Origin of the sequence: Vibrio sp. S234-5, assembly GCF_000960595.1 — a bacterium.
In the GTDB taxonomy this organism is placed as follows: domain Bacteria; phylum Pseudomonadota; class Gammaproteobacteria; order Enterobacterales; family Vibrionaceae; genus Vibrio.
Genome location: NZ_JZAM01000228.1, coordinates 35,066 through 47,578 on the forward strand (window position 1 = coordinate 35,066; position 12,513 = coordinate 47,578).

8 protein-coding genes and 2 pseudogenes are annotated in these 12,513 nt (G+C 47.7%); 2 read left to right on the forward strand and 8 right to left on the reverse strand.

The features are described 5' to 3' along the window. Positions 1 to 72: 72 nt before the first annotated feature. The 8 genes and pseudogenes from UF06_RS13765 to UF06_RS28385 form a co-directional block, all read right to left on the reverse strand. Positions 73 to 294: pseudogene (locus tag UF06_RS13765) on the reverse strand (helix-hairpin-helix domain-containing protein); the annotation flags it as partial. A gap of 132 nt (positions 295 to 426) precedes the next feature. Further along, the gene (gene ppiD / locus UF06_RS13770; RefSeq protein WP_045570949.1) at positions 427 to 2,286 is read right to left on the reverse strand and encodes a peptidylprolyl isomerase; all 1,860 of its coding nucleotides are present in this window, start codon (positions 2,284 to 2,286) and stop codon (positions 427 to 429) included. Between the two features lie 175 nt (positions 2,287 to 2,461). Continuing rightward, positions 2,462 to 2,734 (reverse strand): HU family DNA-binding protein, encoded by a 273-nt coding sequence (locus UF06_RS13775; protein ID WP_045570950.1) that lies wholly within the window; start codon positions 2,732 to 2,734, stop codon positions 2,462 to 2,464. Between the two features lie 193 nt (positions 2,735 to 2,927). Then, positions 2,928 to 5,279 carry an endopeptidase La gene (lon, locus tag UF06_RS13780; RefSeq protein ID WP_045570951.1) on the reverse strand — a complete coding sequence of 784 codons (2,352 nt, stop codon included), beginning with the start codon at positions 5,277 to 5,279 and terminating at the stop codon, positions 2,928 to 2,930. Positions 5,280 to 5,395: 116 nt separating this feature from the next. After that, complete coding sequence (gene clpX / locus UF06_RS13785; RefSeq protein WP_045570952.1) at positions 5,396 to 6,676, reverse strand: ATP-dependent protease ATP-binding subunit ClpX; 1,281 nt, start codon at positions 6,674 to 6,676, stop codon at positions 5,396 to 5,398. A 70-nt stretch (positions 6,677 to 6,746) separates the two neighbouring features. Beyond that, positions 6,747 to 7,373 (reverse strand): ATP-dependent Clp endopeptidase proteolytic subunit ClpP, encoded by a 627-nt coding sequence (gene clpP / locus UF06_RS13790; RefSeq protein WP_039433834.1) that lies wholly within the window; start codon positions 7,371 to 7,373, stop codon positions 6,747 to 6,749. Between the two features lie 105 nt (positions 7,374 to 7,478). Then, on the reverse strand, positions 7,479 to 8,777 hold the full coding sequence (tig, locus tag UF06_RS13795; protein ID WP_045570953.1) for a trigger factor: 1,299 nt from the start codon (positions 8,775 to 8,777) through the stop codon (positions 7,479 to 7,481). Positions 8,778 to 9,033: 256 nt separating this feature from the next. Then, positions 9,034 to 9,234: pseudogene (locus tag UF06_RS28385) on the reverse strand (hypothetical protein). 89 nt (positions 9,235 to 9,323) lie between these two features. Here UF06_RS28385 and UF06_RS13800 point away from each other — a divergent pair. Further along, on the forward strand, positions 9,324 to 11,114 hold the full coding sequence (locus UF06_RS13800) for an ATP-binding protein (RefSeq protein ID WP_045570954.1): 1,791 nt from the start codon (positions 9,324 to 9,326) through the stop codon (positions 11,112 to 11,114). Further along, on the forward strand, positions 11,114 to 12,457 hold the full coding sequence (locus tag UF06_RS13805; protein ID WP_045571053.1) for a sigma-54 dependent transcriptional regulator: 1,344 nt from the start codon (positions 11,114 to 11,116) through the stop codon (positions 12,455 to 12,457). The genes UF06_RS13800 and UF06_RS13805 overlap by 1 nt, the downstream gene beginning before the upstream one ends. Positions 12,458 to 12,513 lie beyond the last annotated feature (56 nt).

Genomic DNA, 12,513 nt, shown 5'->3' on the forward strand with positions numbered 1-12,513 from the left:
GATCCGTTCTTGGTTCTTCGCCACCGTTGATGGACCAATTCCTTTAACACGCGCTAAATCTTCCGCCGATTAAAAGGGGCCATTAGCCTCGCGATCAGCAACAATCTGCTGCGCTTTCTTAATCCCAATGCCTTTTAGCAAAGCAGCGATTTCTTCAGCGCTTGCGGTATTGATGTTGACGGTGATCTCAATCCCTTCATGCTTATCGACTTTCGCAGGCGCCTCGTTAGCGTTTGCCGTAAAGGAAAACAAGCAACTCAAAACAAGTGCGATAGATACCAGTATCCGTTTCATAAACTTCTCCTTTGATTGTGTATTGCTGTTTATACAAACGCCAACAAAGGAAAGAAACACGGTCTGATAAAAAATAAAACGGGTCACTTTCGCAACCCGTTTTAAGTAACATATCAATTACACGGCAACTGGTTAGTTGCTCACGACGTAATACTCGATATCGGTGTTGGCACGCAAAACAGACAAGATAGACGTCAAGTCACGCTGCGCAGAGACACGCTGAAGTTGCGTAGCAAGTTGTGGCGCCAAAGCAGGATCTAGACTTTCTTGTACTTTTTCTAGCGCAACCACCACCACGTTGCCCGTATAGTCTCTGGTTTGAGCATACACGGCTTTACCTTCTTCAGGTTTAACCATCGCAAACACGGTTTGCGCCAATGGTGAACGACGATCGATCTGCTCGACATCGCCAAACGCTAGGCCTTTTTCAGCCACAAGCTCAGTATTTCCCGCTTTCAGCGCGACGACCAAGTCGCTCGCAAGTTCAATCGCTTGTTGTTCGCCTCTGACTTTCGATAGCTCCTCAACCACTTTTGATTTCACTTCATCCAGTGGTAACACCGTCTCTGCACGAGCGTCTTCGACGCGAACCACGACAATGTGCTCTGGCGCGATTTCAATCGCTTGTGAGTTGAGACCGTCTTCCTTCACTTCAACGGTTTGGAGCGCTTGCATGACCGCTGGGGTACGCAGCACAGCAGGCGCATCCGCATCAGAGATGAAATCCGTACGCTGAACTGCTATGTCAACCGCTTTGGAGGCTTGATCGAGTGAGTCTGGGTATTCAAACGCCACTTTTTCTAGCTCACTTTGCAGATCGTAGAAGTGATCAATCGCTTGCTGATCGCTCAGCTCTTGTTTGATCTGCTCAGCCACTTGCTCATACGGTTTACTTTCAGGTTCACGCAGCTCTTCAAGCTTGATGATGTGGTAGCCAAAGTCAGACTTAACTAGACCAGTTGTCTCTCCCGGTTTTTGCAGGGCAAATGCGGCGTCTTCAAATGCGGCATCCATCACGTCACGCTCAATCCAGCCAAGATCGCCACCGGTTTCTGCGCTAGCAAAGTCATCGGATTTCGATTTCGCAAGCGCGGCAAAATCAGCACCCGCATTAAGCTCATCCAAAATGGCTTGTGCTTTCGCTTCGTCATCACCTTCTACCAGAATGTGCGCAACACGGCGCTGCTCTTCTGAAGAGTATTTATCCAAGTGTTGTTGGTAATACTGCTTTGCTTGTTCATCTGATACTGAAATCTGCTTTTTCAGATCTTGTGCATTCAACTCAATGTAAGCCACTTTTACTTGCGCAGGGCGAGTGAAATTGGTTTTGTTGTCATTGTAGTACTGCTGAATCTCGTCATCGCTGAGCGTGACTTTGCTCGCGAAGTCATCCAGACTTAAAACAATCGAGCGGATGTCACGAGTTTGAGTAAACAGCTTACCTTCAGAATCCACTTCGCCAGGTAAAGTAAACTCACTGGCTTGCAGCGCTTCCATCAACTGGCTACGCACCATCTGGCGGCGCATGTACTCTGCAAAGGAATCGGGTGAATGACCGGACCGGCGCAGCATTGATTGATAGATATCCTGATTGAATTTACCTTCCACTTGGAACTCTGGCATATTCAGAATAATGGTACGGATCTGCGCGTCACTAATACGTAGCCCTAGAGACTCTGCATGCTGGTCGAGCAACACATCGTTGATCATGTCGTCAAGTACCGATTTACGGAACGATTCAACATAACCTGGATCGGCGAGCAACTGGGAAAAGTAATCACCCATCTGCGCTTGCATACGGTTACGCGCATTCTGGTAAGCCATTTCAAACTCACCACGACCGATTTCTCTGTTGCCCACTTTTGCCGCTGCATTATTGCTACCGCTGACCAGGTAACTACCAACACCCGCAAAGATGAAAGAAAGGATGATCAATCCTAGGATAATTTTTACCGCGATGCTATTAACGCCTTCGCGTAATCGATCCATCATAACTAAACTACTCTCCGCTCACGAAGCCATCTGCTTCTTAAGAAACTAATCGCGCGATAATACCAGAAAAAGAAATGCGCATCAGTAGGATGCGCATAATTTAGAAAAGTTCGGCTGTTACAACGCAAAATTTGCTTCAAACTGATTTGTTAGAACAAAAAATGTTCAACTAAAATCAGTTACAAGCGTCTTTCAGAGCTTTACCCGCTTTGAATGAAGGTACTTTTGCTTCTGCGATTTGGATTTCTTCACCCGTTTTTGGGTTACGACCAGTGCGTGCTGCACGAGTACGGACGCTGAACGTACCGAAGCCAACTAGAGCGACCTGCTCGCCAGACTCAAGGGTGGTGCTTACGGCTTCAATGAATGCATCCAGGGCACGACCTGCTGACGCTTTAGAAATATCTGCATTTGCAGCGATGGATTCTACTAGTTGAGTTTTGTTCACTGTTATTCCCCTTTGTGTCATCTGTGATTATTTTTTTAGATGACTTTCGTTCCATTAAAACAAAAAATCAGCGCCAAGCCTTATTACAAAAGGGCTGGCCGCTATCGAGGTCTAAGTTAGCTCTCAAAAAAAAGGCTGACAAGCCTTTTCGGACTTGTCAGCGCAAAGTTTTACTTATTTTTGCAGCACATCACTATTTTTTCGCGTCAAATTCGACCCCAGTTGGGTCTTTTTCTAGCGCGACTTTTAAAACTTCATCAATCCACTGCACCGGAATGACTTGCAGATCAGCAATCACATTGTCTGGAATGTCTTCGAGATCGCGCTCGTTATCCTTAGGAATCAACACCGTTTTGATACCACCACGGTGAGCTGCGAGTAGCTTCTCTTTCAAACCACCAATAGGTAGCACCTCACCACGCAGCGTAATTTCACCTGTCATGGCAACTTCCGCTTTGACCGGATTGCCCGTCAAGCTGGATACCAACGCGGTGCACATCGCGATACCAGCACTCGGTCCATCTTTGGGTGTCGCGCCTTCCGGTACATGCACGTGAATGTCTTTTTTCTCGTAGAAATCGCTGTTAATACCCAACTTTTCTGTACGAGAACGCACCACAGTCATTGCGGCCTGAATCGACTCCTGCATCACGTCACCCAGTGAGCCCGTTTGCGTCAACTTACCTTTGCCTGGCATCGCCTGCGTTTCAATGGTCAGCAGGTCGCCGCCCACCTCTGTCCAAGCCAGACCAGTCACTTGGCCAATGCGGTTGCTTTCATCCGCTTTTCCGTAATCGAAACGCTGCACACCAAGATACTCTTTCAAGTTTTCCATGGTGACCGTCACCGACTTCAACTCAGGTTTCAGCAGAATGTTCTTCACCGCTTTACGACAGATTTTCGACACTTCACGCTCAAGGCCACGCACACCCGCTTCACGCGTGTAGTAGCGGATAATACCAACTATCGCCGAGTCTTCAATGGTGATTTCGTGCGCTTTCAAACCATTTCGTTCAACCTGTTTCGCAACCAAATGGCGCTTAGCGATGTTGAGCTTCTCATCTTCGGTGTAACCAGAGAGACGAATCACTTCCATACGATCCAGTAGAGGTCCTGGAATGTTCATCGAGTTTGATGTCGCGACAAACATCACGTCAGAGAGATCGTAGTCCACTTCCAAATAGTGATCATTGAAGGTGTTGTTCTGTTCTGGATCAAGTACTTCAAGCAGCGCCGACGCCGGGTCACCGCGCATATCCGATGACATTTTGTCGATTTCATCCAGCAAAAATAGCGGGTTTTTCACGCCAACCTTTGCCATTTTCTGAATAAGCTTACCCGGCAATGAACCGATGTAAGTACGACGATGGCCGCGAATTTCGGCTTCATCGCGCACCCCACCTAGCGCCATACGGACATACTTACGACCAGTAGCCGCGGCAATTGAGCGGCCTAATGACGTTTTACCTACACCTGGAGGACCGACCAAACATAAGATAGGCCCTTTCAACTTGTTGATGCGATTTTGCACCGCCAAGTATTCTAGAATGCGCTCTTTTACTCGCTCTAAGCCATAGTGATCTTCATGAAGAATCTCTTCTGCTTTCGCCAGATCTTTCTTCACTTTGGAACGTTTGTTCCAAGGCACGTTCACCATCCAATCAATGTAACTACGAACTACCGTTGCTTCTGCTGACATGGGAGACATCATTTTCAGCTTTTGCAGCTCTTGTTCGGTCTTCTCGCGTGCTTCTTGTGGCATTTTGGCATCGATGATCTTCTGTTTCAGCACTTCAAATTCATCAACGCCGTCTTCACTCTCACCCAGCTCTTTCTGGATCGCTTTCATCTGCTCATTCAGATAGTACTCGCGCTGAGATTTTTCCATCTGCTTCTTCACTCGATTGCGAATGCGTTTTTCAACTTGCAGTAGGTCAATCTCAGATTCCATTTGTCCCATAAGAAATTCTAAACGTTCGGTGACGTCGACAATTTCAAGCACCTTCTGTTTGTCTAGAAGTTTTAAGGGCATATGGGCAGCAATGGTATCAGCAAGGCGCGCTGCGTCATCAATGCCACCTAATGAAGTTAATACTTCAGGCGGAATTTTTTTGTTCAGCTTGATAAAACCTTCAAACTGATTGATCGCACTGCGCACGACCACCTCTTGCTCACGCTCATCCAACTCTGGCGTCAGAACATATTGCGCTTCTGCGAGGAAAAATTCGCTCTCTTTAAAATGGGTGATCTTGGCGCGCTGCTGGCCTTCCACCAATACTTTAACGGTGCCATCTGGTAATTTCAGTAGCTGTAAAATGGTCGCGACCGTACCAACGTTAAAGAGGTCATCAATCTTAGGTTCGTCTGTATCTGCCTGCTTTTGTGCCACCAGCAGAACTTGCTTGTTGGTTTCCATCGCAGACTCAAGGCAACTGATGGATTTTTCTCGGCCAACAAACAAAGGAATCACCATGTGTGGATAAACCACCACGTCACGCAGAGGTAGTACGGGGATCTCGATAAGCTCGGAACGTTCCAAGTTCATATAATTCTCTCTTCCACTTACTGATATGAGCAGTATATGGGGGCTAATTATTTGGATTCAATAATAGAAATTAAAAAAGGAGGTAAGTAATTACCTCCTTTTTTCGTTTTGGGAACTTACTCAGCGCCAGCGGCTTGACTATCAGCGTTGCTGTAGATTAGCAGCGGTTCTGATTCACCGTTAATCACCGATTCGTCGATAACCACTTTGCTTACGTTATCCATGGATGGCAATTCGTACATGGTTTCCAGTAGTACGCTCTCAAGAATAGAGCGCAATCCACGAGCACCTGTTTTACGCTCCATCGCTTTTTTCGCAATCGCGCGCAGCGCATCTTCACGAAACTCAAGCTCGGCATCTTCAAGTTCGAACAACGCCGCGTACTGTTTGGTTAGCGCATTCTTCGGCTCACAAAGGATCTGAATCAACGCTTCTTCATCCAGTTCGGTCAATGAAGCGGTGACTGGAAGACGGCCGATAAACTCAGGGATCAAACCATATTTCACCAAATCTTCAGGCTCAACCTGAGTGAACAATTCACCAACGGTTTTCGTTTCATCTTTCGAGCGCACTTCCGCCCCGAAACCAATACCTGTACCAGTAGCAACACGTTTCTCAATCACTTTATCTAGGCCTGCAAACGCACCACCACAGATAAAGAGGATTTTCGATGTATCGACTTGGAGAAACTCTTGCTGAGGATGCTTACGTCCACCTTGTGGTGGTACTGAAGCGATGGTGCCTTCAACCAGTTTTAGCAGTGCTTGTTGAACACCTTCACCTGACACATCACGCGTAATGGATGGATTTTCCGCTTTGCGAGAAATCTTATCAATTTCATCGATATAAACGATGCCACGCTCGGCTTTCGCGACGTCGTAGTCACATTTTTGCAAAAGCTTTTGGATGATGTTTTCAACATCTTCACCCACGTAACCCGCTTCTGTTAATGTGGTCGCATCTGCCATGGTGAAAGGTACATCAAGGAAACGCGCTAGCGTCTCAGCAAGCAACGTTTTACCGCTACCCGTTGGGCCGATCAGCAAAATGTTACTCTTACCTAGCTCTACGCCATCGTTAGTCGTATCACCATTACGTAAACGCTTGTAGTGGTTATATACTGCAACCGCGAGCACTTTCTTCGCTCGGTCCTGACCAATTACATAATCATCAAGATGTTCGCGAATTTTACGCGGCGTTGGTAACGCTTCGGATTCGCGCTTTGGAAGCACATCTTTAATTTCTTCACGGATGATGTCGTTACAAAGGTCGACACATTCATCACAGATGTAAACGGAAGGACCCGCGATTAACTTGCGAACTTCGTGCTGGCTTTTACCGCAGAAAGAGCAGTATAACAGTTTACTGCTACTGCCCTCTTTGCCTTTATCTGTCATTCGCTAACCTCTTAGCCTTTACTCATTATGCTTTGAGTGTATAACAATTCGTATCAACTTGCGTAGGCAATTATGCACCACGGTGAGTGAGAACTGCATCCACCAATCCATATTCTACTGCTTGTTCTGCCGCCATGAAGTTATCACGATCGGTGTCACGCTCAATCACTTCCAGCGGCTGGCCTGTATGCTCTGCCAACAGTCGGTTGAGTTTGTTCTTAATCGTCAGAATTTCCTGAGCGTGGATCTGAATATCCGATGCTTGGCCTTGGAAACCGCCCAGAGGCTGGTGAATCATCACACGTGAATTTGGCAGAACATAACGTTTACCTGGAGCACCACCCGCAAGTAAGAAAGCGCCCATTGAACACGCTTGACCCATACATACAGTGCTCACGTTCGGTTTGATGAACTGCATGGTGTCGTAGATTGACATGCCTGCGGTCACACTGCCACCAGGAGAGTTGATGTACAGGAAAATATCTTTGTCTGGGTTTTCAGATTCTAAGAACAGTAGCTGAGCCACAACAAGGTTTGCCATGTGGTCTTCAACTTGTCCCGTAAGGAAAATCACTCGCTCTTTGAGCAAACGAGAGTAGATGTCGTAAGAACGCTCACCACGGGAAGTCTGTTCAACCACCATGGGTACTAGTGCGTCAAGAATTGGCGACATTGCATTTTTTTCTTGGTAGCTCATATTCTTATGTCCCTAAAATAAATGGCCCGGATGATGCTTATCACACGGACCATTGTTAGCAGAATAGTTAACGTTTAGTCAACCTTCTACGCTCGATATTGCTGATTAAGCTGGTTGGTTCATTAGCTCGTTGAAGCTAACTTCTTTATCAGAAACCTGCGCTTTAGCAATGATTGCGTCGATAGCTTGCTCTTCTAGAGCAACGTTACGCATGTTGTTCATTAGCTGTTCGTTTTGCTCGTAGTAAGCAACCACTTCTGCTGGATCTTCATACGCTGTCGCCATTTCAGAGATCAGTGCTTTCACTTTCTCTTCATCCACTTTCAGCTGGTCGGCTTTGATCACTTCACCTAGCAGCAGGCCAACCACCACGCGGCGTTTTGCTTGCTCTTCGAACAGTTCACGTGGAAGCTGCATTGCTGCTTCAACATTGCCACCAAAGCGCTGAGCCGCTTGCTGACGCAGAACGTTGATCTCTTGGTCGATAAGCGCTGCTGGTACGTCGATTTCGTTCTCTTTTACAAGGCCGTCAATCGCTTGTTCTTTGATGCGATTTTTAACCGCTTGCTTAAGTTCACGTTCCATGTTTTTACGCACTTCAGCTTTCAGAGCGTCAACGCCGCCTTCAGCCACACCAAACTTAGCAACGAATTCGTCGTTCAGTTCTGGCAGTTCACGGGCTTCTACTTTGTTGACTTTGATTGCGAACTTCGCCGCTTTACCTTTCAGGTTTTCTGCGTGGTAATCTTCTGGGAAAGTCACATCGATTTCGAATTCCATGCCTTTAGACTTGCCAACGATGCCATCTTCAAAGCCTGGGATCATACGACCAGCGCCCATTTCTAGTGGGAAGTTTTCTGCTTTGCCGCCTTCAAACTCTTCACCGTCGATAGAACCAACGAAGTCGATGGTTGCACGAGTACCAACTTCGGCCGCACCTTCGATCTCTTTCCAAGTTGCTTGTTGCTTACGCAGTGTTTCGATCATCTCTTCAACGTCTGCGTCTTTCACTTCAACCGCTGGTTTCTCAACAGTGATGTTTTCAAGACCCTTCAGTTCTACTTCTGGGTAAACTTCGAAAGTTGCGTTGAATACTAGGTCTGCACCTTCTTTGTTCTCAACAGGAGCGAAAGTTGGAGCGCCAGCTGGATTGATTTTCTCTTTGATGATCGCTTCGATGAAGTGGCGTTGCATCACTTCACCTAGGATGTCTTGACGTACTGCGCGACCGTACATTTTCGCAACCATCTTCATTGGCACTTTGCCTTTACGGAAACCATCGAAACGACGGTTTTTCGCGATGTTGCGTAGTTCAGCTGTCACTGCATCTTCGATGTTAGCAGCAGGAACAGTAATATTCAGACGGCGCTGTAGGCCTTCTAGCGTTTCAACAGTAACTTGCATTGTATATAAACCTCAAAAATGGCTCAGATTACTCTGAGCGTATGAGCCAGACGGTCGCTAGAGCGGCCTGACCAGCTGCATCCTTGTCTGTGCTCTGCTGAGCACCTATTTTAAAAATCGAGTACGGTGCGAAAGTTCACACCTGACTAATCAGCGATATCTTCGGTTAGCCAAAGGTATCTCCCATTAGTCTCAGGACGAAATTTCAGACGCGACATTCTAACGATCTGATCCTACCCTGTCGAGCCAATCGCCACTATGTGAGCAATGTCTGTCCTAAAAACTCGAATTTACGTCGCAATATGCGCTGCCTTATCGCTAAGATTGGGACAATAGCGACTTTTTCAAGAGAATCGACAGCTTTTTTTATCCAAAAGCCCAAAAAGAGATCTTGCTCTTGTTTTGCTCCACAGAGTTGAGATCTTTTCCGCGACTATTCTCTACAACTCGATAACATAAACGCGATAACAAATTTATCAGACCAGCGTTTGCGCTACGCTGGTCCCGTTTTGATGTTTTATCCGTGTCAGTAGCTGGAGGCAAGGAATGTCACAACGCAGACGCATTATTTTGATTTTTATCGCCTTTTACCTCTTTTCGCTAATGGTCACTGGGCATTGGGTTTGGCAAACCACCTACGCTTCTCTACTGCAGCAGCACCAATCTCAATTAGAACGCTTTGCTAGCCATATTCAGAATAAATTGGATAAATACGCCCATATCCCGCAGCTGCTCTCCAAAGATGAGCCACTGTTCCAAGCCTTGCTTCATCCGAACAATAGCGCACAAATCGATGTCACCAATCGCTATTTGCAAGAGGTCAATCACGTGATTAAAGCGGTCGATACCTATTTGATTGACCAATTTGGCAACACCATTGCCGCAAGTAACTGGAATCTCGACCGCACTTTTATTGGCCGCAACTTCGCCTTTCGCCCTTATTTCAAGCAGGCGATTGTGGGAGAACAGAGCCAGTACTTTGCCCTTGGGTCAACCTCTGGCCAGCGCGGCTACTACTACTCCTACCCCATGACGTATGCTGGCGCACCGATTGGCGTTGTCGTGGTCAAAATGGATCTTACCTCGATAGAGGAAAACTGGCGTGAAAAGCGCAGTATTTTTGTTGCCAGTGACCGCAACCAAATTGTATTTATGTCGAGTAATCCCGACTGGCTGTTTAAAAGCCTAACGACTCTAAGCCAAGAGACCTTGGCGCAGATCAGCGCATCACGCCAATATCTCGACCAAAAGATTGAATCACTCAATTTTGTCGGCGATCTCACCAGCGAACACAGTGAAATCCGTCAAGGCAGTCATTATCGCTCTGCCACTTTGGTTGTCTCCTCCCATGCGCTGCCTGAGCTGGATCTGACCATTCGCGTTCTCTCGTCCAAACACACCATCGTGTTCAATACCCTTGGCGCTCTGCTGGTGTTGACACTGGTTTTTGCCATCTTATTTCTACTGGGACAGCTTTATTACCATCGTCAGCAAAAACACCGTCAAATAGAACAATTACAGCAAGAGGCCAATCAAAAGCTCGAATTTCAGGTGATGGAACGCACTGCCGAATTGCAGGCAGAAATTGCCCAACGCGCCAAGACCGAGCAAGTGCTGCGCGTCACCCAAGATGAGTTGATTCAAGCCGCCAAACTGGCCGTATTGGGGCAAATGTCCGCCAGCATCAGTCATGAGCTCAATAACCCGCTGGCCGCGATTCGCAGTTTTGCAGAAAATGGCAAGCTGTTTTTGCACAAAGAACACTATGACCGGGTCGATGACAACCTCAGCCGGATATCTGCCCTCACGGATCGTATGGCGAAGATCAGTCAACAGTTACGCTCCTTCGCACGCAAGACGACAGGGGATAAGTTGGTTGAAACCAAACTTTTGCCGATTTTGCTCTCGACCAAAGAGTTGATGAAACCCGCGCTTAAGTCTGCACGGGTCCATCTGGAAACCGATTTTCCTCAGGATGATATTTGGCTGTTGGCCAACACCATTCAACTGGAACAGGTGCTGATTAACTTGCTGACAAACGCGATGGAAGCGATGAGCGAGTGTGACAACAAACGCCTAGTGATCACGGTCGAGTTAAATGCAAACGCGATGGTCGCCATCCACATTGACGACAACGGGCCAGGTATCGAACTCAATGCTTTCTCTACGCTTTGCGAGCCTTTCCACACCACCAAAAAAAATGGTCTCGGGCTTGGCCTATCAATTTCTCAACAAATTCTTTCCGGCATGAAAGGAAAACTGAGTGTGAGCACAAGCGCGTTATGCGGCGCTCGCTTCACGGTAGTGCTGCCGGTGATTAACACAGAGGTGTCATGATGTGTCTAGTGTATTTTATTGACGATGAGTCGGATCTGCGGCTGGCCATCGAACAAAGCTTTGAACTGGCCGATATCGAAGCCTGTTTTTTTGCTGATGCCGAGAGCGCCCTGTTGGCGATGAAAGGGAACGACAAACCCGGTGTGGTGGTGACCGATATCTGTTTACCGGGGATCTCAGGGATGGATCTGCTGAGCACTCTCAGCCATCGTGATAAAGATCTGCCCGTGATCATGATTACTGGTCACGGTGACATTTCCATGGCGGTGAAAGCGCTGCGTCAAGGCGCATACGATTTTATTGAGAAGCCTTTCTCGCCGGAGCACTTGGTCGAAACGGTCAAGCGGGCGATTGAAAAACGTCAATTGACCAACGAAAACCAAGCGCTGCGCCAGTCGCTCAAAGCAAGCAAGGCACTCGGTCCGCGCATCATCGGAGAAACGCCGTGCATTCAAGAGCTGCGCGACACCATCAGCCATATCGCGGATACCAACGCGGATATTTTACTGTTTGGTGAGACGGGAACCGGGAAGGAGCTGATTGCTCGATCGATTCATGAACAAAGCAGTCGCCGCGAGCAAAATTTTGTCGCCGTTAACTGCGGGGCGGTGCCGGAAAATTTGATTGAAAGCGAACTGTATGGCCATGAGAAAGGCGCGTTCACAGGCGCAGACAGCCAGCGCATCGGCAAATTCGAATTCGCCCAAGGCGGTACGCTGTTTTTGGACGAAATTGAATCGATGCCGATGCAAGCGCAAGTTCGCCTGTTGCGTGTACTGCAGGAGCGAGTGATTGAGCGCGTCGGCTCAAACCAATTGTTACCACTCGATATTCGTGTGATAGCGGCCACCAAAGTCGATCTCAAACAAGCGGCTGCGCAAGGCGAATTTCGTCAAGATTTGTACTACCGCCTCAATGTCGTCACGCTGGATCTGCCGCCTCTGCGCGAGCGTAAAGAGGACATCCCTGCCCTCTTTCATCACTTTCTCTTAGTCGCGGCTTCCCGCTACGGCAAAACCGTTCCTGCTCTCAATAGCAGCGATTTACAACAATTGCTCGCCCACAGCTGGCCGGGCAATGTCAGAGAGCTGCGCAACGCCGCTGAGCGCTACACACTACTGGGTAAACTGGCACAATTGGGCGATCTCCCCAGCGTCAGTAACAATGCACAAAGCTTAGTCGAACAAGTGGCGGAGTTTGAGAAAAGCATCATCGAACAAACACTGATCGAGTGCGGGGGGAGCATCAAGGAGACGATGGAAAAACTCAAAGTGGCGCGCAAAACGCTTTACGACAAGATGCAGCGTTACGATTTAGATAAAAGTCACTATAAAAACGATTAAGCCTCATGATTACGACCTCATAACGAAGCCGCCTCGACAAATAGGCCGAGGCGGCT

What these genes read in the sequence shown, in the direction of transcription:
- UF06_RS13800 (WP_045570954.1), top strand. Translation starts at nt 9,324, where the DNA reads ATGTCACAACGCAGACGCATTATTTTGATTTTTATCGCCTTTTACCTC.
- lon (WP_045570951.1), bottom strand. Translation starts at nt 5,279, where the DNA reads ATGAACTTGGAACGTTCCGAGCTTATCGAGATCCCCGTACTACCTCTG.
- ppiD (WP_045570949.1), bottom strand. Translation starts at nt 2,286, where the DNA reads ATGATGGATCGATTACGCGAAGGCGTTAATAGCATCGCGGTAAAAATT.
- clpP (WP_039433834.1), bottom strand. Translation starts at nt 7,373, where the DNA reads ATGAGCTACCAAGAAAAAAATGCAATGTCGCCAATTCTTGACGCACTA.
- UF06_RS13805 (WP_045571053.1), top strand. Translation starts at nt 11,114, where the DNA reads ATGTGTCTAGTGTATTTTATTGACGATGAGTCGGATCTGCGGCTGGCC.
- clpX (WP_045570952.1), bottom strand. Translation starts at nt 6,676, where the DNA reads ATGACAGATAAAGGCAAAGAGGGCAGTAGCAGTAAACTGTTATACTGC.
- tig (WP_045570953.1), bottom strand. Translation starts at nt 8,777, where the DNA reads ATGCAAGTTACTGTTGAAACGCTAGAAGGCCTACAGCGCCGTCTGAAT.